Origin of the sequence: Bradyrhizobium sp. LTSP849 (assembly GCF_000938255.1) — a bacterium.
GTDB lineage: Bacteria > Pseudomonadota > Alphaproteobacteria > Rhizobiales > Xanthobacteraceae > Bradyrhizobium.
This window is the reverse complement of sequence record NZ_JYMR01000012.1, coordinates 309,997-331,535: the sequence shown is the minus strand read 5'-3', so window position 1 is coordinate 331,535 and position 21,539 is coordinate 309,997. Positions and strand designations below refer to the sequence as shown.

Genomic DNA, 21,539 nt, shown 5'->3' with positions numbered 1-21,539 from the left:
CCGATCGTCACTCAACTCGCTGCCCAGATTGCCTGTCGAGGCAAAGCCCAAGACTGTACAAATCCGGTCGCATCGTGCTAAAGATTGGCATTGGCATATATTGTTTGTCGTGATCTGACTCGTGATGAGTGATTAGCAATTGATCGATAGAATTGGCCACGTGTTTTTGGGCGCGCGCCGTCTTTGCCAAATCGTCTCGGCTGCCTTCCGTTTCTATATCCGCCCCAAATTTTGGCCAGGAAAAGTAGTAGTTCCGCCCGAAGTGCGCCTGCGCCTTCTCTTGGAGGACTTAGGTGGCGCCTGGATAAAGATCGGGCAGGCACTCGCGTTGCGGTTCGATTTGCTGCCGAATGAATATTGCACCGAACTGTTGAAGCTTCTCAACCGGACCCCGACCGTTCCATACGAAGCGATCCGCCAGGTGATCTTGCGCGAGCTTGGTTCGTTTCCTGAGCAGATATTTGCGTCGTTCGATCCCGTGCCGCACGCGACCGCTTCGATCGCCCAGGTCCACATCGCGATCGCGCACGATGGCGAAAAGCTCGCAATCAAGGTGCAAAGGCCTCGCGTCGAGCAACAATTTGAAGCCGACTTTCGCATCCTCCGGATGATATCTTACCTGGTCGGCCTCATGGATTCATTAGGAGGAACCGCGCTTCGTTCCTTCTCGGAAGAATTCGAGAAGTGGAGCCGAGAGGAATTGGATTTTACGACTGAGGCGAGAAATTCCTTTCGAATACAGGCCCGATCTGAGCACGATCCAATCCAGGTCTGTGCTGAGGTTCGTTTTGAGTTTTGCTCACGGCGCGTTCTGGCTACCAAGCTGCTGAAGGGCATCTCGTTGTTGGAGGTTAGCAACGCGGCGCGATCGAAGAATCCTGAAGCTTTGCGTGATCTGAATTTGGAGCCCGACGACCTCAAGAGGATCGCGCGAAATTACTTCTGGTCGATCTACAACCAAATCTTCCGTGATGGCATCTTTCACGCAGATCCCCATCCGGCCAATGTTTTCGTGCTCCGGGGAAATAGGATCGGATTTGTAGATTTCGGTGCGACCGGTCGACTGTCCAAGGAGTTCCGATCCGCACTCTCCAAGGTCTTTATTAATCTGTATCGAAGGAATATCGAGCAGGCCGTAGTAGAAAACTTCAAACTGCTCGTTCCATCGGAGGATACCGATCTGCGTCAAGCGCGGGAAGAGTTTTTCATCGCGTACCAAATGTATCGACTTGCACTGGATATTGCGGGGGCGGATGTGCGGCAGCTGACCACCGAATTGTTGACGGGCACCATGACGATTGCGCGGCGTCACAGGATCCTCATGCCGCAGGAGCTGAGCATCTACTACAAGACCATCATGACCGTCGACGCGGTCGTCTCTGATCTGGCGCCCGATTACGATTGGCTTTCCGATTTGCCGGAATTCTTTACGCAAGGTCTTGTTTCCGATGTAAGGGAAGGGATCTATCGCTGGCCAGAAATCGTGCTGGCGTCCAAGTATCGTACGGGCCGCATGTTGACGGATGCCGCCAGCCTCACGGCATCGTTTCGGTTCTTCAATCCCGCTTTGAAGAGCATGCAAACGAGGGCTGTGCTTTACGGGATCTGGGCCATTGCCTTTTGTGTGGCGGCTTATCTGGCTGCGAAGGGTGACATGTCGCTCTTGAACGACATCGTGGGCGTGAGCAGTCGCTGGATCGTTTTCGGCTTCATGGCGGCTGCAATCGTTTCTATGCTTTTGATGCAGCGGCAAATCCGGGACATTCGGAAAGTCAAAACGTGATCTGACGCACGGAACTTTCAGTCCGCGCTGTGTTCGAGTGAGGTCCATGGTGAAGAGCATGAATACTCAAGTTCTGAACACTCCCGATCTGGACATCGACGGCAGCGCGGATGTCGCTATCCCGCGTCTTTACAACTTCGCTGAAGATGTCCTTGCGCGAAACCTGAACGCGGGGCGGGGCGGCAAGACCGCCTATATCGACCAGCGTGGGACCTGGAGCTATGGCCAGCTTGCTGAGCGGGTCGCCCGATTTGGCAATCTGCTGCGCGGTCTTGGCATTCAGCGCGAGCAGCGCATTTTGATTTGCCTCCCCGACACGATCGACTGGCCGACGTCTTTTCTTGGCGCCGTCAAGGCGGGTGTCGTTGTGATTCCAGTCAACACGCTGCTGGGTGAGGCTGAATACCGTACGATACTGGCGGATAGTCGCGCCCGCCTGCTGATCGTGTCAGAGGAGCTATACCCGCTGTTTGCGAATCTGATCGACGCGGCTCCGGACCTCGAGCACATTCTCGTGTCGGGCAGCCAGGGTTTTGGGCACGCACTCTTCGAGGATGCCCTGCAGGCGGCCGTTGCGACCGATTATACTGCGCCGACCATCAACGACGAGGTGTGCTTCTGGCTTTACACGTCGGGCTCGACCGGAACGCCGAAGGCTGCGGTGCATGTGCATGCCACCCTGGGATATACCGCCTCTTGCTACGGCGCTCACGTACTCCGCCTGACTGCGGACGACGTCGTTTATTCGGTGTCGAAACTGTCCTTCGCCTATGGTCTTGGCAATTCGATGGTTCATCCGCTTTCGGTCGGTGCGACGACGGTGTTGGCATCGGAGCGCCCGACTCCCAACTCGGTCGCGGACCTGATGCGAATGCAGGGCATTACCGTGTTCTTTGCGGTGCCGACTTTCTATACGGCGTTTCTCGCGGCGGATCCGGTGGAGCGCGAAGCACTGAGACTTCGATGTTGTCTTTCCGCCGGCGAGGCGCTTCCGGTCAGTATCGGGCAGACCTGGAGCGAACGCTTTGACGTCGATATACTTGACGGCCTTGGGTCTACCGAAATGATCAGCACATTCCTGTGCAACCGCATGGGAGAGGTGCGTTACGGCACCAGCGGCAAGCCCGTGCCGGGTTTTGAGATCCGTCTCGTTGACGAGGCTGGCGCCGTTGTCGCGCAAGGCGAGATGGGCGAGCTGCAGGTTCGGGGGCCGACCACCGCGATCATGTATTGGAACGATCGTGAGCGATCCCGCTCGACGTTTTTAGGCGAATGGCTTCGTTCGGGCGACAAATACGTCCAGGACAAGGACGGCTACTATTCGCATTGCGGGCGTCGTGACGACATGATGAAGGTCGGCGGAATTTATGTGTCGCCAATCGAGGTCGAAGGTGCGCTGCTAAGTCATCCTGACGTGCTCGAAGCGGCCGTCGCAGGGTGGCCCGATGAGGATGGCCTGATCAGGCCCAAGGCATTCGTAATTCTGAAGCCGTCCGGCAAGCCGAACGAAGCAATGGCGCTTGCGCTCCGTGAGCATTGCCGCAAGCAGCTCGCGACTTTCAAATACCCCCGCTGGATCGAGTTCCGCACAGAACTGCCGAAGACTGCGACAGGTAAGACCCGGCGCTTCAAATTGCGTGCGGAGGCGGCTCAAGACGACCGCACGGGCTCGGGCGCGGCGGAATAGAAGCAACGCTCTCGATCGTCTCTAAGCGACAAAGGCGGCGCTTCTTAAGCCAGGCTGGCGATGCGAACAGGATATGCGTGAAGCGTCGTCTGGCACAGGTCCGTTATTCCAGAGCTTTCAAGATCGTCGCACGCACGCGGTCGACTGCGTTATTGATGAAGAAGTGATTTCCTGCGACAGTTTCGGTAGCAAACGACCCACTCGTTTCTTTTTCCCAGCCAGCCATTGCAGATGGCGTGCATACAGGGTCGTGGTCTCCGGCCATTGCGTAAATGGGACAAGCAAGTGCCGGTGCAGGCAAGTACTGGTACGTTTCGTACATTTTCATGTCGGCCTTGAGTATGGGCAACAGCATCTCCATCAGGTCTGTTTCAGCAAGAACAGCCGGAGAGATACCGCCGGGATACCGACCGATTTGCTTCTTGATAAATTCGGCATCAGGAAGGGTGTGCAAGTGCGGGCGGCCCGGCTTCTCCGCCGGTGCTTCAGTTGCTGCTACTATCAAGGCTCGCGGTTGCTGCAGCCTTGGATCTTGCGCCAGGATACGCGCCGTTTCGAAAGCAATAAGCCCTCCAAGGCTATAACCGAACAGGACGTAAGGCATCGGCGACAGGCGTGTTATTTCGTCGGCCAAATTCCGGGATGCTTCACTAACCCTGGTCAACAGGGGTTCCCGTCTACGATCCCAGCGTCCCGGTAACTGGACCGCGCCAACCTCGATGTTTTCGGGCATACTGCGTGCCAGCATGTGGTAAACTTGTGCACTCCCTCCGGCATAGGGGACACATAAAACACGCGCCTGCGCGTCGTGGCGTTTCGAACGAAATTCTATCCAGGGACTAAGCATTGCAATATTGAGAGAGGAGATATGAGCCTACAATTTAGACCCCTCAGACGCACATTGGTCAACCGCAACCTGCGGGACGAGGGCCGCTTATAGTGACAGCAGATTCTTGAGCTGATGGTTACGTCGGCGAATGGCAGGATTAGTTCCCGGCATGGCTCTAAGGCCGCCGCCGAACAGTCGTAGGACAAATTTATCGCCTCGGAGAGACGCACATGGATTCTCATTCAACGGACGAAGAAGTTCGCACACTTCGGCGGCTGCTCGCAATGCGTGAGGCCCAACTTGCTGAAGCAATGAATGAAATTGAGCAGCTTAAGAGCCGCTTCGTCTCTAAAGCGAATGAACAGAATGCGTCAACCTGCTCTGGCTAGCTCCGCACCGCTTCGCGTGGTGTGATCTCGGTCGGCAAGCCACCTCGGGAACGCTGTCGGTGCTGAGTTCATTCGGGGGCGCGGTAGGACTGACGCTGGTTCCCGAACGGAGTTCTCGCTGGGGTACAAATTTCGGCTTGCGACGGCGTTTGGCTGATCGTGAGATTGCGCGCTTCGCGGGCGACGTCGATTGTGGGAAAATCATCGGCTGCTTTGAAAGAGCGGTGGGGGCCGCTATGGCCCCAACCTAGTCTGGGAGAAACGGATAACGTTCAGTTCTTCGCCGCTGCGACCGCTTTGATCTCGATGATTAGGCCCGGACGGGCCAGGCCCGCGATGCCCAGAATGGTCCATGTCGGGAACGGCGCCGGCACATACTTCTCCTTGACCTTCATGAAATCGGCCAGATGGTTATTGGTATTCAAGCCGACATGATAGGAAACGAGCTCGACCAGGTCGCTCATCTGGCCACCGGCTTCTTCGAGAACCAGCTTGAGACGTTCGAACGCGTTGACGAACTGCTGCTCGGGCTTTTCGGGCATCGAGCCGTCGGCATTGAGTCCGATTTGACCAGCGACAAAGATGAGGCCTGCGGCTTTCACCGCAGAGGAATACTGAAACTTGTCGAAAATAGTCCCACCGGCTGCAGCGGTGAAGATCGGGTTCTTGGAGGCATAGGTCGTTTTTGTCATGCGAGATCCCTTGGTTACGAATGTTAGAGCCGGGTTCCGGGAGTTAGTTCGAGGCCGAGCAGTAGACGGCCATAGGCTTCGGCGATGGGCTCGGGCTGCAGCAGAAAATGTGAGCTCATCGCGTGGATATCCCTGAAAAGACGCTCGATCCGAGTACCCTCCGGCAGCAGTGAGCCGCCCAGCGCGGTGAACAACCGTTGCGCCGAGCTCAGCGCCTGGCGGGAAGCGATCGCGACCTTTGCGCGGCTCAGTCCACGCTCCTCGTGAGTGAGGGGGCCGCCTTGAAGTATCCGGTTTTCGATCGCGGCCGTTTCAGAAATCAGGAAATCGCGGAGAAGGCTCATGGTCGCTGCGCTGCTGCCGGCGTCCACCTGCGCGATCTTGTCGTTGATCTGGGCTTGCTGATTGCCGGAACTGACGCGGCCTCGAATGATCTTGATGCATTCATCGCTGCATGCGTTGGCAACGCCAAGCGTCGGAGCAAGAACCGACATCGCGTTGGCTGTGTTCAAGGGAAACTCGTAAACCGGCTCAGTGTTTGGGCAGGTCGGATGCTTGTTGCCTGCCTGCAGTTCTGCCCAACTCAGGAAGCGATGTGACGGGATAAACGCCTTGCTGAGGGCGATGTTCTTGCTGCCGGTGCCCCGCATGCCCATCACGCGCCAGCTGGTGTGGTCGATCGCGAATTCGGATTGGGGAACGAGGACTACATGAGGGGCCGGTACCTCGCCGGAACCCGGAATGTTGACCAGGAGGCCAAGCCAATCCGAAATGTCCACACCAGACGCATAACGCCACCGGCCACCCAGGACGATGCCGCCCTCGACCGGTTCGATCTCGATGTCCTGGCCGACGCCGCCCGTCAGCATGGGGACGATCGGCGATACGCCGGGAGCGAAGATCTCCCGTTGGGCGTCGGCAGAGAACTTGCCGAGCATGATGATGTTGGCGCTTGTCAGTCCCGCGAGCCAGGCGGACGATGAGCAACCGAATGCGACGTTGAAAGTCGCTTCCCAGGCAAAGCGGGGAGAGACACCAAAGCCGCCGAAGCGCGTAGGGCGCATCAGCTTGAAAAGCCCGGTCTCGAAAAGGCGTTCCGCCACATCGTCCGGTATCCGCCGCGCCTCTTCGACCCGCGCGGCCTGCTCGCTCAGCCACGGTACGAGTTCGGCCGTTCGTTCGAGCACTTTTTCGGCCCCGGCTTCCATCGAAGTGGGGACTGTGGTCCGCTGAGCCAAGCCCATTGCGATTGCCTCCTCTCGCGCTATCATTCGAACGGAGTATCGCGGGGGCGGCATCTTTGCTGTATCGCCGGATACGTGTTGGTCGTTCCTTTCGAGGAATCAGCGGAGGGGCACGAATGGCGAAGAAGCCCGCCGCGACTTGGCGCATGACGGATGCGCTCGCGGCCAAACTGCAATCGTTCGAAGGGAAAGTGCGGCTGCGTCGATTTGCCGAAGGTGAGCAACTGTATCGGCAGGATGAGGTCAACAGGTGCTTCTACTTCGTGAAATCGGGCCTGGTTCAAGTATCGATCTTCAGACGGGATGGCACCGAATTAGTGCTGGAAAACATGGGGCCGAACGCCCTGTGCGGGGAGGGCGCTGCCTTCGACGGATTGCCCAGGTTCTCGTCGGCAGTCGCCGTCGAGGCGACCGAAGCTCTCGAATTCGATACCGCGCGCCTCGAGGGGCTGATGCGGGAAGATCCTGAATTCGCGCTGGCCTTGCTGAGGTTGACCAGTCTCAAGCAACGGATTCTTGCGCTGCGGCTGGAGCACCTCGTCTCCAACGATCCCGAAGAGCGTATACTCGAACTGCTCAGCCGGTTGAGCAGGATGTTCGCTGTCGATCACGAACGGGGCCGGAAGATTTTGACGCATCTCACTCACGAACAGATCGCGTCGATGACCGGGACCTCACGCGTGACTGTCACACGGACGCTCGGTCGGCTGCGCGACAAGGGGATGCTGTCCGTCGAGGATGGTTACACGATCCTGGCCAAGGATCTCGACGCCTGAAACGATATCAGCCGGTCCACCAGAATTCGTCGATGCGCTCGTATGGATCGATTTCGTTGTAGGGCAGGCGTGCGTACTTGCCGCCGTGGTAGAGCAGCGGCGTCGTCGCGGTAGCGGGGCCAAACATCTCGTCGATGCCGCCTACGAGGATGCGGTGATCGCCTCCGGGATGTTCCGCGAGGAGCCGGCAGCGAAACGTCGCGTTCGCTCCCTCGATCCACGGTATGCATTCGCTTTCCCGCCAGCGCCATGTCGGCTCCGGCAGAGGTCGACCGGCGTGATGCATGGAGACGTCCTGTTGGTCCGCCGATAGTACATTGACGGAGAACGCCCCGACTGCGGCGATCCTCTTTGCCGTCGCGCTGGTCAGCGATGCACAAAACAGCAGCAGTGGCGGATCGAGGCTCACCGGAGTGAGCGAGTTCACAGTCATGCCAATGGGTCCCGCTTCTCCCGCGACCGCGATCAAAGTCACACCGGTGGTCAGTCTGCGGAATAATGTCCGAAAATCCTGAGCAGTGCATCCATTCATGCCGCGGCTCTCCCTCTATTGGTCTGTTCAGTAGATCGGGATCTACCGCTCCGAAGCCGGCGCCGGCTGTATCCAGCAGCACAAAATCGCGGATGTATCCGCAGATACAGCACCCGCGGCGCGGCGGTGCCACGATCTCGTCGGCAATGGCAACAGTGAGGGATACATGAGAACGACCATGAAGCGCGGGTTCATCGCACCCGGCGTGTCGGCGTTACTGGCCGCTGTATCCATATCGAGCGCGGCGATGGCGCAGGACAAGCCCGAACTGCGCATCGCCGCGATCATCGCCGTGACGGGGCCCGCGTCGGCGCTCGGTGCACCGGAGCGCAACGCGGTCGAGCTGTTCGACAAGACCTGGTCGAGCCGGACCGATCTGCCTTTCAAGATCAAGGTCATTTCATACGACGACGGTTCCGATCCCACCAAGTCGGTCAGCCTCACGCGCAAGGCGATCGAAGAGGACAAGGCGCACGTCGTCGTCTGCTGCACGACCACGCCGGGCTCCATGGCCATCATCGACACGGTAAGCGCCGCCAAGGTCACGATGATCTCGATGGCTTCGTCGCTGTCTATCGTCGAGCCGGCGAGCGCGCGGCCGTTCACCTTTAAGACGCCGACGTCGGACAAGCTGATGCTCCAGCGCACGCTGGACTACATGAAGCGTCAAGGCATCAAGAAGATCGGATTCTTCGGTCTGGAGGATGCCTACGGCGAGGGCGGACTGAAGGAGCTTCAGAACGTTGCCAAGGATACCGGCGTCGAGCTGGTCGCGACCGAGCGCTTTGCACGTCAAGACACCAACTTCACACCCCAGGCGCTGCGCCTGAAACAGGCCGGGCTGGACGCGGCATATATCCACGCCATTCCGCCGTCGGCCGACCTCGCCCATGAAGCGTTGAAGCGGGTCGGTTACACCGGGCCGATCTATCATGGGGGCGGTTCGTCGATCAACGCGTTCGTCGACATCGGCAAGGCCAACGTCGAGGGTGCGATCGTCGGCGTCGGCGCGCTGAACGTCTACGATCAGATCAAGAAAGACAATCCACTTCGCCGGGTGCTCGCGAAGTTCGCCGAGCTGTACGACGGCGCTTACGGGAAGGGGAAGGTGGACCTCTTCGCCGGCCAGTCCTGGGACGCGATGATGCTGGCCGTCGACGCCTATCAGCGCGCGACCGCTTCCGGAGCGAAGGTCGACGATCTCGCCGCGACGCGCGTCGCGATCAAGGACGCCATGGAGCACACCAAGGAATGGCCTGGCGTGAACGGTATCTTCAACATCACGCCGACTGATCATCTGGGTCTCGACAAGCGCTCGACCTTCCTTTCGCAAATCAAGGGCGGCAAGTTCGTCCTGATCGAGGAATGACCGTTGCTTGACACGCTGCTCTTTCTGGTCGCAGACGGCATCACGAACGGCGCCGTCTACGGGCTCCTCGCACTCAGCCTCATCGTGATCTACACGGTGACGCGCGTGGTCAACATTGCGCAAGGCGAGTACGTGACGCTGGGAGCGCTCTCTTTCGCGAGTGCGCTGTCGGGTACGTTCAGCGTGCTGAGCGCACTCGTGGCCGCCGGCCTGGCCGCGTTCGCGCTGAGGGACGTCGCTGAGCAGCGTCTGACGGGCACAATGAGGATGCGCATCGTCCTTTCGCGGGCGCTGTGGATCCTCATCGTGCTCGCGACAGCGTGGCTCGCCAATCTCCTGCCGGGATCCTATTGGCTCGCAGTTCTCGCATCGCTTGTGGCGACCGCTTCGCTTGGCACGCTGATTTATCGTCTGACGGTGGAGCCGGTTTCCGACGCCTCGCCGATCGTGCTGCTGATCGTCAGCGTCGGCGTTTACATGGTGCTTCACGGGACGGCGGTGGTGATCTGGGGCGCGGAACCGAGGTCCGTTCCTCCGGCGGTCGACGGGGGCGTTGGACTCGGTCCCGTCTTCGTCACCTATCAGAGCCTATGGATTTGCGCGTCGTCGTTGGTCGCGATGATCGCGCTCTATCTCTTCTCCGAGAGGACGTTGACCGGCCAGGCCCTGCAGGCCACGGCCGTCAACCGGACCGGTGCGCAGCTTTGCGGCATCCCGGTCAGCATCGCTGGCCAGTTGAGTTTCGCCATCGGCGCCGGTTTCAGCGCGCTGTCGGGCCTCCTGTTGGCGCCACTCATCACGGCGAACTACGACATGGGTCTTCCGATCGGCCTGAAGGGCTTCGTTGCCGCGGCCCTTGGCGGAATCGTTGAATATCCGACCGCGCTGGTCGGCGTGCTGCTGGTGGGACTGACCGAGTCCTTTTCCGCGTACCAGGTCAGCGCGTACCGTGACGTCGTCGTCTACCTGATGGTGATACCGATCCTGCTCTGGCGGAACGCGGTGCGCCCTCCCGAAACGCATGGGCATTGAGCATGTCGTTCCCGTCCAAGGCGCGAGGTTCATGGCGTACGCCGAACGTCGCTTCGATCGCGGTCGCTGTCGGGTTGATCGTCATGGCCTCCGCCATCGCCATTTTCGCTCCTCAGTACAACGTCACTCTTCTGGTGACGGTGGGGCTCTCGGCCGTTGCCGCGATGGGCCTGACTCTGCTGCTGATCTCGGGACAGGTCTCGCTGGGCCAGGCGGCGTTCATGGCCGTCGGCGCCTACGTTTCCGCGATACTCGCCCGTGATCACGGCTTTCCCGCGATTTTCGCGCTGCTCGTCGGCGTTGCCGCGTCTGCAGTCTGCGGAGTGATCGTGGGTGGGATCACCTTGAGATTGAAGGGACACTTCTTGCCGCTCGCGACGCTCGCGATGGGCATGGCGTGCAGCGCCGCGATCGTGGCCGCCGGTCCCATGACGGGCGGCGCCTCTGGACTCGGGCAGATCCCCCCGTTGTCGATTGGTCGTTTCGAACTGGTGGACGATCGCGCGTTTGCGATCGTGGTCTGGTCGATCGTGGCGGTTGCCGCCGGGGGATTCTCGCGGCTGCTCAACACCCGGACCGGCCGTGCCATCGCGGCGTTGAAGACTGACATCGAGATGGCGGAAGTGTTCGGCGTGAACGCCACGCGCCTGCGGCTTCTGGTGTTCGTCGTGGCGGCCACCTTGGCGGGTTTGTCCGGAGGGCTTTACGCCTTCTACTTCAAGTTCATCAGCCCGGCGCCCTTTGGCCTGACCTCGAGCATCAATCTTCTGATCGCATGCATCTTCGGCGGGATGTCGCACCCATTCGGCGCCGTGCTCGGCGCGTCCGCCGTCGCCGGACTCGAAATGTTCCTGCAGAACACTGTCGCACGCATGCTTGGACTTTCCGGGAACGTCGAGATGATCGTGTTCGGCGTCGTGCTGATCGGAGTCCTGCTGAGATGGCCGGGCGGCATCTGGTCCGCGCTGCATCGTCTCTGGCCGGTGTTCTCGACGTCCAGACCCGCTCGCAACATCGAACTCACGCCGTCCAAGCGAGGGGCGGACGGCAACGATCTCCTGTCAATCAACGGAATAGGGAAGAAGTTCGGCGGCCTGACGGCGTTGCGCGACGTGTCGTTTTCTGTCGGCGCCGATCAGATCGTCGGTCTCATCGGCCCTAACGGTGCGGGCAAATCCACGACGTTCAACATCGCGACGGGTCTGACCGCACCGTCCGAGGGAACCGTGCTTCTCATGGGAGCGCCGCCGCCGTCACGGGTTTCCGATCTCGTCCACCGCGGCGTGTCCCGCACCTTCCAGCACGTGCGTATCGTTCCGGAACGGACGGTTCTCGAGAACGTCGCGTTCGGCGCCTATGCGCAGGGGCGGTCCGGCATGATCGCCGGCATGTTCGGCCTGGACCAGGCCGAGGAGGCTGCGACCTTCGCGAAGGCTTGGCGCGCGCTCGAGATCGTCGAACTGGACGGACTTGCCCATGAACCCGCTGCGCGGCTGGCGATGGGGCAGGCCAGGCTGGTGGAAGTCGCACGCGCGCTGATCAGCCGGCCGCGACTGCTTCTGCTGGACGAGCCCGCCGCCGGCTTGCGTACGGGCGAAAAGCTCAAGCTCGTTACCTTGCTCCATCGTCTCAAGCGGGCAGGCATGTCGGTCCTGCTCGTCGAACACGACATGGACCTGGTCATGAATTGCGTCGATAAGGTCGTCGTTCTTGACCGTGGGCAGGGTCTGATGACCGGTCATCCGGAAGAAGTCCGCCGGGACCAGCGCGTCATCGCTGCCTATCTGGGGGCGTGATCATGCCGGACCTGCGCATCAGCGGATTGAACGTGGGATATGGTCGAGCGACCGTGATCGAATCTCTCGATCTCGACGTGAAGCCCGGTGAGTTGGTGACGGTCCTCGGCGCCAATGGTGCCGGCAAGTCGACCCTTCTCAACGGCATTATGGGCCTCTGCCCGCCGCGGGCGGGATCGGTTAAGCTCGACGGCGTGGACCTTGCCGGCCTTCGTCCGGAGCAACTGGTTGCCCGCGGTGTGGTCCTCGTTCCGGAGCGGCGCGAGCTTTTCGGCAATCTCCCCGTGGAGGTCAATCTTCGGCTCGGCGGCTATCGGACCGGTGCGCCGGCGCAGTCGCTGGACAGGATTTACGGGCTGTTTCCGATCCTGGCCGAGCGCCGTCGCCAGAAAGCCGCGACGCTGTCGGGAGGCGAGCAGCAAATGCTCGCGGTCGGCAGGGCCTTGATGGCTGAGCCCCGCCTGCTGATGCTCGACGAGCCGTCGATCGGTCTGGCCCCGTTGATCGTTCAGGAAATATTGCGCGTCATCGGGCAACTCAAGTCCGAAGGGCTGACAATCATCCTGGTCGAACAGAACGCGCGCCTCGCGCTCTCGGTGGCGGACCGCGGCTACGTTCTCGAGGTTGGCCGCATCGTGCTCGAAGGCTCGAGTGCCGAGCTTTCGGCGGACCCACGCCTGAGTCAGGCTTATCTCGGAGGCGCGGGGGATTACGCTGCCGCTCGAGATCAAGTCTACGTCGATTGAGAGAGCAGTCACCCAGACCGCGTTCAATGAACTACGACTGGTATCGCGGGATACTTATTTACATAACCCAGACCTCTATTGTTTGCCCAACGTTTTTGGCTGTGCGGCATGGGGTCGAGCTATGACGACGTACGATGGAATAATCATTGGGGCCGGTCACAACGGCTTGATCACGCAAGCCTACCTGGCGAGGGCTGGTCTCAAGGTGATCTCGCTCGATGCCGGTCCGGTTGCGGGGGGCGGCCTGTCGACCGTCGAAGACGAAAAGCATCCCGGCTTCTTTCATAACCTGCATTCCTACTTTCACCGTGGCATTACCAGCATGCCATGGTTCTCCGACCTCGAGCTTGTGCGCTACGGCGTAGAGTATCTCGAAAACGATCTGTACGTATCGGTCCTACAGCGGGACGGGAATGTGCTGCAGTGGTGGAACGATTTCGAGCAGACTTATCGATCGTTTGCCGCGATCGATCGGGGCGATGCCGACCGCCTGCGCTACTGGCGCGATCGGTTCATCCCGATTACCCGCGATATCATTCGTCCCGAGGCGGCGGCACCGCCAGAACCGGCGGCGGTGCGTCGCGATCGGTTGCAGAAGTCCGAAGATGGGCGTCTTTTGTTGCAAGTCAGCGAGCTCAGTCCGTACGAATTCGTCTCGCAGGAATTCAATCACCCGGCAATCAAGGGAGCGCTGCTTTTCATTAACGGGATGCGTGAGGTTGACCTGCGTGCCAAGGGCTTCGGGCACCACCTGCCGTCGTTGTTTGCGTCATCGGCACAGGTCCAGACTTGTCGAGGTGGCGCTGCGTCGCTGGCGCGCGCCTTGGTAAGTTCGATCGAGGCTGCGGGTGGAACCGTGCGCACCAACGCGCCGGTCAGGCGCATCCTTTCCGCAGAAGGACGCGCAACCGGCGTCGAGCTTCAGAACGGCGAAGTGCTGAAAGCAAGCCAGTTCGTCGTGTCGAGTGTCAATCCGCACATCACCTTTCTCGATCTGATGGAGCGGTCGGAACTACCTGCGGGATGGGCACGGAAAGCCGAGGGCTTCGAATACAATACGCTGGGGCCGCTGTTTACGCTCCACCTCAATCTCAACGAAGCGCCGATCTACAAGGCTGCGGATCGCTATCCCGAAGTCCAGAAGTCGCTGATGGTGATCATGGGCATCGATAAAATCGACACCTTCCTCGAACTCGTTCGCAGTCACGACGAAAAGACAATCGGACCGCCGGTGCTATGGGGCGGAACGCCCACTGCGATCGATCCGTCTCAGGCGCCTGCCGGCTATCACACCGCGTTCATGTGGGAAAAGACTCCTTACGCGCTGCGAGGAAACTCCCGGAACTGGATCGACGAGAAGCCGAAGCATGCTCAGCGCATGCTCGACCTCTGGTGCGAGTACGCTCCCAATCTGCGCTCGGCGACGATCGATAGTTTCGCTCAGAGTCCTCACGAAACGGCCATTCGACATCCCAACATGCGCGAGGCGGATTTGCTGATCGGCGCATTCAGGAATGGGCAAGTCGGAGCCGGCCGACCTTTCGCCGGTGCGGAGGACTATCGGACTTTCCTGGGCGGTCTCTATCTGTGCGGATCGTCTTCGCATCCAGGCGGCAACATCACCGGCTTGCCCGGATACAATGCAGCGAAGGTCATCATGGGCGACCAGTTGGCGCGGCAAGGCAGTGAGACGAACCACGCTATGATCGGTGTGAGGTGAGATGAATCGTCTTGTTGCATTCCGCGACCGCCAGGTCGAGCCCGCCATCAACACGCCGTTCTTTGCCGAGTTGTTGTCGGGCAACCCGACGACAAGAGCGTGGAGGATCGTGACTGCTGATGATGGTCAGGTTTCTTCGGGTTTCTGGTCGGCTACCCCCGCCAAGTGGCGAATGGACTACAAGGTTTGGGAGTTCTGCCAGATCCTGGACGGGACCTGCGTGATCACGCCGGATGGCGACGCCCCCCAAGAGTTCGGCCCAGGCGACACGTTCGTATGCGAGCCTGGACTTTGTGGAACATGGGAAGTGACCTCGCCTCTGAGGAAAGCCTTCGTAATAAGAAGAATCTAGCTGCTCGCAGCACAGGGAATGCGGCGATGACGCTGCATGGGATCAAGTCTATGTCGATTGACGGAGAAGCTTTACGGCTTCACGAGCGTTATAAGCGGGGTGACGTTTCGCCGGTGGACGTCGTGCGGGCGCAGCTCGATGCGATTGGCCGTTTGAATCCCGGCGTGAACGCCTTCGTTTTGGTCGACGATTCCGTCGCTTTGGAAATGGCGCGAGCGTCGGAAGCGCGATATCGCAAAGGCGAGGCGCTCGGTCCGCTGGATGGCATCCCGATCACCATCAAGGATACGCTCAACGTCGCCGGCTGGCCGACGCGGAGGGGATCGCGTACGACGTCGAATGCGGCCGCGCCGAGGGACGCCGTTGCCATCGCGCGCCTCCGCGCTGGTGGCGCCGTCTTCATGGGCAAGACCACGACGCCCGAATTTGCCTGGAAGGGGCTGACCGAAAGTCCGCTCAACGGCGTGACCTTGAATCCGCTGGATCAAACTCGTCACGCGGGCGGCAGCAGCGGCGGTGCCGCGGCCGCGACGGCCCTGGGGCTCGGCGTCGTGGGAATCGGCACCGACGCTGCGGGATCGGTTCGTATTCCCGCGGCGTTCTGCGGCGTGGTCGGATACAAGCCGACTTTCGGCACGATACCATTGGATCCCTATCCAGCTGCGTTCTGGCAGCTTCCGCATATAGGGCCGATCACGCGGAGCGTGGCAGACGCCGCGCTCGCCGCCTCCGTGATGAGCGGCGCGGCCGGCGCAGATTGGACGTCGCTCACTCGGGCTTCGCTCAACGAACGTCTGTCAGAGCAACAGCGGCCGTCGAAGATCCAGATCGGGGTGCCGGCTGGACTGGCGGGCCACCTCGATCCCGTCGTGAAAACGGCCTGGGAGGATGCGCTTTCTGTCATCGCCGAGGTGTCATCGATCACGACGGTGGAAGTTCCGATCGAGGAGTCCAGAGACATTGTCGGCGCGCTTTATCGTCTCGGTTGCAGCCATGCGGTATCGCAAGTTCCCGCAGAGAAACGTGCCGGCCTCCACGATGCTCTGCTTGAGTTCATTGAACCGGTGCAGGGCCTGGCGGCGGCCGAATTGCTCAGACTGCAACGTTGTCGCGAGGAGATCGCGAGCCGGACGGCCGCGCTGCTGACCAGCGACATCGACGTCTTGCTGACGCCGACCACGCCGTGCCTGCCGCCACACACGGACGCGCCGTCGGCCGCAGCGGTCGACTGGCTTGAGTGGTGCCCGTTCACGCCGCTGTTCAATCTTTCGCATGGTCCCGCCATTTCGGTGCCTTGGCACGGCGAAATGGGCGCGCTCCCCATCGGGCTGCAGGTCGGGGCCGCCCCCGGACGGGATGGCGTGGCCATCGCGGTGGCAACGATGATCGAGACGCTCAACGATCGCAGGCATCCGGCGCGATCAAGGGCTTTCGTTCATGCCGGTTGATCGAGCGACGCGACATGTGCTGGACGTCGGTTGTCTGGTCGCGGGCAGATCGGCCGATGTCTCGTTCCTGAGGGCAGGACGAGGAGAGCCAGTTCTCCTGCTGCACGGCTTCGCTTCTGACGCGAACGATGATTGGCTCGAGACCGGGTGGTTCGATGCCCTCGTTGCCGCTGGATTCGATGTGGTCGCTCCTGATTTGCGAGGACACGGCCAGAGCGTGAAATCACGCGATCCCGCGGACTACCGGCTGGAGGCGTTCGCCGGCGACATTGCCGCGTTGCGCGACCACTGCTGGGGAGATCGTCGGTTCAGCCTGATCGGCTATTCGATGGGAGCGCACGTCGCGATGTCCGTGACGCTTGCGTCTGGCGATCGCGTTGCGAGCCTGGTCCTGGGCGGCATGGGCGACCGGATTGCCGCGACCGTCGGGCTCGCACCGGAATTCGCCGACGCTCTCGACGAGCAGAAGAGTTGGTCGGGGGATCGACGAGAGCTTCCGTCCTACGCGGTTCGCTTCAGACAGCATGCGGCATCACGGCCGTTCAACGACCTCACAGTTCTCGCCGCGTGCTTGCGCGGGCAGTCCGGCGTTTTCGATCTTGGACGTCTGTCGGCTGTGACTGCGCCCACATTGGTCATCGTGGGCGAGCAGGACAGATTGGCCGGTGCCCCGTATCCCGTGGCGGCGCTTTTTCCCGGAGGAGTCGGGCAGACCGTGCCAGGCGTCAATCACGCCTCTGCGCTTGCCGACCAAAACTTTCGCGAGCGAGCGGTGGCGCATCTCGCACGCGACGCTGCGGCGATCATCACATAGAGAGTTGAAATGACGGCCACGGAATCGCAGATTTACGACGCCCTGCGCAAAGTATCGCTCGCCGACAAGTTCGACCTCGCGAGCGGTACGATCTTCATCACCGGAAAGCAGGCCTTGTCGAGGGTGCCACTTCTGCAACGGGAGCTCGACATCAGGCGTGGCTTGCGCACAGCGGGCTACATCTCGGGCTATAGAGGCTCTCCACTCGGTACCATCGACAACGAGCTCCTCAAGATCGCCGACCGGTTGAAGGCTGCCGACATCGTCTTCGAGCCGGGGCTGAACGAAGATTTGGCGATGACCGCCGTGTGGGGCAGCCAGCAGCTCGACTTCGTGCCCGGGCGTCGTGTCGATGGCGTGTTCGGCATGTGGTACGGCAAGGGCCCCGGTGTCGATCGATCCGGTGATGCGATCAAGCACGCCAATATGTCGGGTACCCACCCCAACGGGGGCGTACTGCTGGTGTTCGGCGACGACCATGCCGGCAAGTCGTCGTCTCTGGCGCACCAGAGCGATCTCGCGCTTGCCGCTCACGAAGTTCCGATCCTCTACCCGTCAGATGTGCACGACATCTTCAGGTTCGGCCTTGCGGGCTTTGCGATGTCGCGGGAATGCGGACTTCTCGCAGGGCTGAAGCTCGTCAACGAGACGGCCGACTGCACCCAGGCCGTGGAGTTTTCACTCGACGAACTGGCGCCCGCTCTCGAAGAGAAGCCGGTGGCCCGCAACGACGTCAGCATTCGTGTGGAGATGTTGGCGGTGACCGCGCAGGACCAGAGGATGGTCCGGAACAAGCTCCCGCGCGTGCACACGTTCACGCGACGGAACGGGATCGATCGTGTCGCTTTCGGAGCGGAGCGGCCTTCTTATCTGGGCATCGTGACGGCCGGCAAGGCGTTTCAGGACGTCATCGATGGACTGCGGCTTGCCGGTATCGATGACGTCGTCGCGCGACGGCTGGGGATCGGGGTTCTGAAAGTGGGGCTGATCTATCCGCTTGATCCGGAGCCTTTGAATGCGTTCGCGCGGGACGCTGCGGAACTTCTCTTTGTAGAGGAGAAGCGCCCGCACATGGAGCTCCAGGCGGCCGCGCTCATGTACCATTGGACCCGGCGGCCGAATATTTCGGGGAAGCGGACCCCGGATGGCGAGGCGCTGCTCCCGGCGGACGAACCATTGGATGCTGCCACCGTCGCGTTGGCCATCGGCCGTCGTGTCCTTGCCGTCGTTCGCGCCGATCTCGTGGAAGCTGCTGTGCTGCGCGCGGCGATCGAGAGGCTTTCCGGACGCGTTGCCTCATTTAAACAGATCGACGTCGGGCCGCTTGCGCGCCGTCCTGTCTTCTGTTCGGGCTGCCCGCACAATCGGTCGACAAAGTTGCCGGACGGTTCGTTTGGCGTCGCCGGGATCGGCTGCCACGGCCTGGTGCAGTTCATGGACCGCAATCCGTTGCCTTGCACCCACATGGGGGCGGAAGGGGTGAACTGGATCGGGCTGTCGCATTTCACAGATACGAAGCACGTATTCGTGAATCTCGGTGACGGCACGTTCTCGCATTCAGGGTCGCTGGCGATCCGCGCGGCAGCCGCTTCCAACGCCAACGCGACCTTCAAGATACTTGTCAACGACGTGGTTGCGATGACAGGCGGTCAGGCCGTCGAGAGCGGTCTGTCGGTCGAAGCCATCGTGCGACAGGTCCTCCTGGAGGGAGTAAAGCGCGTCGTGGTCGTGGCCGAAGACCCGGATGCAGTGCGATCCGGGCGATCGATGCCGGCCGGGGTTGCGGTCCTTCACCGCGCGCTCATGGAGAACGTGCAGCGCGAACTGCGCGAAATTCCCGGAACGACCGTGATCGTCTATGTGCAGATCTGCGCGACCGAGAAGCGCAAGAGGCGTAAGCGAGGCGCGGTCCCCGCCGCTTCGAAGCGCGTCGTCATCAATCCTGCGGTCTGTGAGGGATGCGGTGATTGCTCCCGGGCCTCGAACTGCATGTCGGTACAGCCGCTGGAAACGGAATTCGGCCGCAAGCGTCGCATCGACCAGGCGAGCTGCAACAGCGACATGTCCTGCATCGAAGGATTCTGTCCGTCGTTCGTGACCATCGAAGGCGGCAGCCTCACGAAGCCTGAGCCCCTCGATCTCGACGCGATAGTCGCAGGTCTGCCGAGGCCGGAAGCTGTCGACCTCGGCGATGGTGCATTCGGCATGCTGCTGGCCGGCATCGGCGGGACTGGCGTGGTGACGGCCTCCGCGATCGTCGGCATGGCGGCGCATCTGGAGGGCCGGGGCGTCGGCATCTACGATATGACCGGCCTCGCTCAGAAGGGCGGGGCGGTCTACAGCCATCTACGGATTCTGCCCACGCCGCAGAGCGTGGCGCCGCTTCGCCTCGGGCTGGAGGATGCCGGCCTCCTGATCGCATCCGACGTCGTCGCGGCTACCCAACTCGAAGCGTTGAAGACGGTCGGACCTTCGACCGCGGTCCTCGTCGACGATCAGGTGACGGCGACGCAGACGTTCCATGAGAACGGCAATATCGATCTCGACGCCGAACGTCTCGTCCGTCGCCTCCAGCGGCGAGCCGGGCGGCAGCCGGCTCGGGTACCGGCGAACGAACTGGCCCGGCGCGCGTTCGGTGATCCCGTCTCTGCCAACATGATCATGCTGGGATACGCGTTGCAGATGGGTGCGCTGCCGCTGTCGCCGGAGGCGATGGAGCAGGCGATCCGGTTGAACGGCGCGGATGTCGCCGGCACGCTGCGGGCCTTCCGCCTTGGAAGATTTTACTTCGCGGATCCCGACGCGGCGGAGAGCCTGCTGGCTCCCGACGAGCCGGTGACGACAATGGCGCCCAAGCCGGTCGACACGCTGCAGCAGCGCATCGTCGTACGCGTCGACGCATTACGAGCTTACCAGGACGCCGCTTATGCCGAACGTTTTCGGCGCCTGGTCGAACGCGTGCGGAATGCGGAAGACAAGGTGGCCGCGGGCTCGACCGGGCTAACCGAGGCGGTGGCCAGGAACGCCTTCAGGCTGATGGCTTACAAGGACGAGTACGAAGTCGCGCGGCTACTGACTGATTCATCATTCTGGGACGGCGTGCGGCGCCGGTTCGACGGCGGCGCGCTCAAGCTGCACCTGGCCCCGCCGATCCTCTTTGGCCGTGATCCGGCCAACGGACGGCCGCGCAAGAGGGCGTTTTCGGCGAGGTATCTGTTGCCGATGTTGCGTTTGCTGGCGCGAGGAAGAATCCTGCGCGGCTCTGTGCTGGATCCATTCGGCTGGATGCGCGAACGCCGCGTGGAGCGGGTGTTGCGCGATCGGTACTTCGCCTTGGTAGACGAAATCGTGGACCGTCTCGACGGCGCGAACCTCGAAGCGGCCGTGGCTCTGGCTTCTTATCCGGACGAGATTCGAGGCTACGGCCCCGTGAAAGATGAATCGGTGAAACGAACGGAGGCCAGCGTCGAGACGTTGCGCGCGCAGTTCATTAAGGGCTCGTCCGATGGCCTGACCAACGCTGCCTAGAGGTAACGGCGCGTCATCGACCAGGCAACGGGTGCAACGATCGAAATCATAGCAATAGGAATGCTGGCATGCATGGTGATCTGAAGAATTCGCGGTTTCTTGTGATCGGAGGTAGCTCCGGCATTGGCCTCGCTGTGGCAATGGCCGCCACCAACGCCGGCGCCGCTGTCACCATCGCTTCTCGCTCGCGGGCCAAGCTCGACTCGGCCCTTGCAGACTCGCGGCTGACCGCGAGAGGACGGCAGCTCGATATAATCGATCACCCGGCGGTCGAATCCTTCTTCGCCGACGAAGCGGCATGGGATCACGTCGTCGTATCCGCTGCGCAGACAACGAGCGGTCCAGTGCGGAAGCTGGGCCTATCGGAGGCGCGCGACACGATGGATAGCAAGTTCTGGGGCGCCTACCATGTGGCCCGGTCAGCTAAATTTCGGGAACACGGGTCACTTTGCCTGATCTCCGGCTTCCGCGGTGTTCGTCCCTCGGCGAATACCGTCCTGCAAGGCGCCGTCAACGCCGCACTCGAGGCGCTGGCGCGGGGCCTGGCTCTTGAACTCGCTCCGATCAGAGTGAACGTGGTCTCGCCTGGATTGATCGCGACTCCATTGTGGGCCGGCATGGCAGAAACCGAACGTGAGGGAATGTTTACCAGCGCCGCTGAACGATTGCCGCTCCGGCGCATCGGACAATCCTCCGATGTTGCTAATGCAGTGTTGTTCTTGGCATCCTCCCCGTTCTCGACAGGCTCGACGGTAGTGGTGGATGGCGGCGGCATTATCGCGGCATAAGGCGGTCTTCGAGG

At 61.2% G+C, this 21,539-nt stretch carries 18 protein-coding genes; 14 read left to right on the top strand and 4 right to left on the bottom strand.

Annotated features, from left to right (window positions below):
* Positions 1–139: 139 nt before the first annotated feature.
* Together UB31_RS10975 and UB31_RS10970 are read left to right on the top strand one after the other, a co-directional pair.
* The gene (locus UB31_RS10975; RefSeq protein ID WP_082078484.1) at positions 140–1,783 is read left to right on the top strand and encodes an ABC1 kinase family protein; all 1,644 of its coding nucleotides are present in this window, start codon (positions 140–142) and stop codon (positions 1,781–1,783) included.
* Between the two features lie 46 nt (positions 1,784–1,829).
* Positions 1,830–3,470 (top strand): benzoate-CoA ligase family protein, encoded by a 1,641-nt coding sequence (locus tag UB31_RS10970; RefSeq protein ID WP_245305975.1) that lies wholly within the window; start codon positions 1,830–1,832, stop codon positions 3,468–3,470.
* 103 nt (positions 3,471–3,573) lie between these two features.
* On the opposite strand, the gene UB31_RS10965 is transcribed toward UB31_RS10970, so the two are convergent.
* Entirely contained in the window at positions 3,574–4,317 is a 744-nt protein-coding gene (locus tag UB31_RS10965) for a thioesterase II family protein (protein WP_082078483.1), read from the bottom strand.
* A gap of 212 nt (positions 4,318–4,529) precedes the next feature.
* On the opposite strand from UB31_RS10965, the gene UB31_RS41340 reads away from it, so the two are divergent.
* The gene (locus UB31_RS41340; RefSeq protein WP_156162771.1) at positions 4,530–4,688 is read left to right on the top strand and encodes a hypothetical protein; all 159 of its coding nucleotides are present in this window, start codon (positions 4,530–4,532) and stop codon (positions 4,686–4,688) included.
* Positions 4,689–4,960: 272 nt separating this feature from the next.
* On the opposite strand, the gene UB31_RS10960 is transcribed toward UB31_RS41340, so the two are convergent.
* Both UB31_RS10960 and UB31_RS10955 read right to left on the bottom strand, forming a co-directional pair.
* A complete protein-coding gene (locus UB31_RS10960; protein WP_045010867.1) occupies positions 4,961–5,380 on the bottom strand; it encodes a RidA family protein in 420 nt (139 codons plus the stop codon).
* 23 nt (positions 5,381–5,403) lie between these two features.
* Complete coding sequence (locus UB31_RS10955) at positions 5,404–6,624, bottom strand: acyl-CoA dehydrogenase family protein (RefSeq protein ID WP_197090799.1); 1,221 nt, start codon at positions 6,622–6,624, stop codon at positions 5,404–5,406.
* A 116-nt stretch (positions 6,625–6,740) separates the two neighbouring features.
* Here UB31_RS10955 and UB31_RS10950 point away from each other — a divergent pair, with 116 nt between their 5' ends.
* Positions 6,741–7,400, top strand: a complete 660-nt coding sequence (locus tag UB31_RS10950) for a Crp/Fnr family transcriptional regulator (protein WP_045000968.1) — start codon at positions 6,741–6,743, stop codon at positions 7,398–7,400.
* 7 nt (positions 7,401–7,407) lie between these two features.
* Here UB31_RS10950 and UB31_RS10945 read toward each other — a convergent pair whose 3' ends face one another.
* A complete protein-coding gene (locus UB31_RS10945) occupies positions 7,408–7,932 on the bottom strand; it encodes a flavin reductase family protein (RefSeq protein ID WP_045010865.1) in 525 nt (174 codons plus the stop codon).
* A gap of 178 nt (positions 7,933–8,110) precedes the next feature.
* On the opposite strand from UB31_RS10945, the gene UB31_RS10940 reads away from it, so the two are divergent.
* The 10 genes from UB31_RS10940 (at position 8,111) to UB31_RS10895 (ending at position 21,525) form a co-directional block, all read left to right on the top strand.
* Positions 8,111–9,301: an ABC transporter substrate-binding protein gene (locus tag UB31_RS10940; RefSeq protein WP_045010864.1), complete on the top strand. Its 1,191-nt coding sequence runs from the start codon at positions 8,111–8,113 to the stop codon at positions 9,299–9,301.
* A 3-nt stretch (positions 9,302–9,304) separates the two neighbouring features.
* Complete coding sequence (locus tag UB31_RS10935) at positions 9,305–10,333, top strand: branched-chain amino acid ABC transporter permease (protein WP_045010863.1); 1,029 nt, start codon at positions 9,305–9,307, stop codon at positions 10,331–10,333.
* Between the two features lie 83 nt (positions 10,334–10,416).
* Positions 10,417–12,129 carry a branched-chain amino acid ABC transporter ATP-binding protein/permease gene (locus UB31_RS10930; RefSeq protein WP_197090797.1) on the top strand — a complete coding sequence of 571 codons (1,713 nt, stop codon included), beginning with the start codon at positions 10,417–10,419 and terminating at the stop codon, positions 12,127–12,129.
* A gap of 2 nt (positions 12,130–12,131) precedes the next feature.
* Positions 12,132–12,875 (top strand): ABC transporter ATP-binding protein, encoded by a 744-nt coding sequence (locus UB31_RS10925; RefSeq protein ID WP_045010861.1) that lies wholly within the window; start codon positions 12,132–12,134, stop codon positions 12,873–12,875.
* Positions 12,876–12,996: 121 nt separating this feature from the next.
* On the top strand, positions 12,997–14,595 hold the full coding sequence (locus tag UB31_RS10920) for a phytoene desaturase family protein (protein ID WP_082078480.1): 1,599 nt from the start codon (positions 12,997–12,999) through the stop codon (positions 14,593–14,595).
* A gap of 1 nt (position 14,596) precedes the next feature.
* The gene (locus tag UB31_RS10915) at positions 14,597–14,947 is read left to right on the top strand and encodes a cupin domain-containing protein (protein ID WP_045010859.1); all 351 of its coding nucleotides are present in this window, start codon (positions 14,597–14,599) and stop codon (positions 14,945–14,947) included.
* A 26-nt stretch (positions 14,948–14,973) separates the two neighbouring features.
* Positions 14,974–16,395: an amidase gene (locus tag UB31_RS10910; protein ID WP_050044758.1), complete on the top strand. Its 1,422-nt coding sequence runs from the start codon at positions 14,974–14,976 to the stop codon at positions 16,393–16,395.
* On the top strand, positions 16,385–17,209 hold the full coding sequence (locus UB31_RS10905) for an alpha/beta fold hydrolase (RefSeq protein WP_050044757.1): 825 nt from the start codon (positions 16,385–16,387) through the stop codon (positions 17,207–17,209). The genes UB31_RS10910 and UB31_RS10905 overlap by 11 nt, the downstream gene beginning before the upstream one ends.
* A gap of 9 nt (positions 17,210–17,218) precedes the next feature.
* Positions 17,219–20,737, top strand: a complete 3,519-nt coding sequence (locus tag UB31_RS10900; RefSeq protein ID WP_050044756.1) for an indolepyruvate ferredoxin oxidoreductase family protein — start codon at positions 17,219–17,221, stop codon at positions 20,735–20,737.
* Positions 20,738–20,805: 68 nt separating this feature from the next.
* Positions 20,806–21,525, top strand: coding sequence for an SDR family oxidoreductase (locus UB31_RS10895; protein ID WP_045010858.1), 720 nt, complete (start codon positions 20,806–20,808; stop codon positions 21,523–21,525).
* The last annotated feature ends 14 nt before the right edge of the window (positions 21,526–21,539 follow it).

Bases quoted from the DNA above. Each gene is read 5' to 3' on its own strand.
- UB31_RS10970 (WP_245305975.1), top strand. From the start codon at position 1,830: ATGGTGAAGAGCATGAATACTCAAGTTCTGAACACTCCCGATCTGGAC.
- UB31_RS10965 (WP_082078483.1), bottom strand. From the start codon at position 4,317: ATGCTTAGTCCCTGGATAGAATTTCGTTCGAAACGCCACGACGCGCAG.
- UB31_RS41340 (WP_156162771.1), top strand. From the start codon at position 4,530: ATGGATTCTCATTCAACGGACGAAGAAGTTCGCACACTTCGGCGGCTG.
- UB31_RS10960 (WP_045010867.1), bottom strand. From the start codon at position 5,380: ATGACAAAAACGACCTATGCCTCCAAGAACCCGATCTTCACCGCTGCA.
- UB31_RS10955 (WP_197090799.1), bottom strand. From the start codon at position 6,624: ATGGGCTTGGCTCAGCGGACCACAGTCCCCACTTCGATGGAAGCCGGG.
- UB31_RS10950 (WP_045000968.1), top strand. From the start codon at position 6,741: ATGGCGAAGAAGCCCGCCGCGACTTGGCGCATGACGGATGCGCTCGCG.
- UB31_RS10945 (WP_045010865.1), bottom strand. From the start codon at position 7,932: ATGAATGGATGCACTGCTCAGGATTTTCGGACATTATTCCGCAGACTG.
- UB31_RS10940 (WP_045010864.1), top strand. From the start codon at position 8,111: ATGAAGCGCGGGTTCATCGCACCCGGCGTGTCGGCGTTACTGGCCGCT.
- UB31_RS10930 (WP_197090797.1), top strand. From the start codon at position 10,417: ATGGCCTCCGCCATCGCCATTTTCGCTCCTCAGTACAACGTCACTCTT.
- UB31_RS10925 (WP_045010861.1), top strand. From the start codon at position 12,132: ATGCCGGACCTGCGCATCAGCGGATTGAACGTGGGATATGGTCGAGCG.
- UB31_RS10920 (WP_082078480.1), top strand. From the start codon at position 12,997: ATGACGACGTACGATGGAATAATCATTGGGGCCGGTCACAACGGCTTG.
- UB31_RS10915 (WP_045010859.1), top strand. From the start codon at position 14,597: ATGAATCGTCTTGTTGCATTCCGCGACCGCCAGGTCGAGCCCGCCATC.
- UB31_RS10910 (WP_050044758.1), top strand. From the start codon at position 14,974: ATGACGCTGCATGGGATCAAGTCTATGTCGATTGACGGAGAAGCTTTA.
- UB31_RS10905 (WP_050044757.1), top strand. From the start codon at position 16,385: ATGCCGGTTGATCGAGCGACGCGACATGTGCTGGACGTCGGTTGTCTG.
- UB31_RS10900 (WP_050044756.1), top strand. From the start codon at position 17,219: ATGACGGCCACGGAATCGCAGATTTACGACGCCCTGCGCAAAGTATCG.
- UB31_RS10895 (WP_045010858.1), top strand. From the start codon at position 20,806: ATGCATGGTGATCTGAAGAATTCGCGGTTTCTTGTGATCGGAGGTAGC.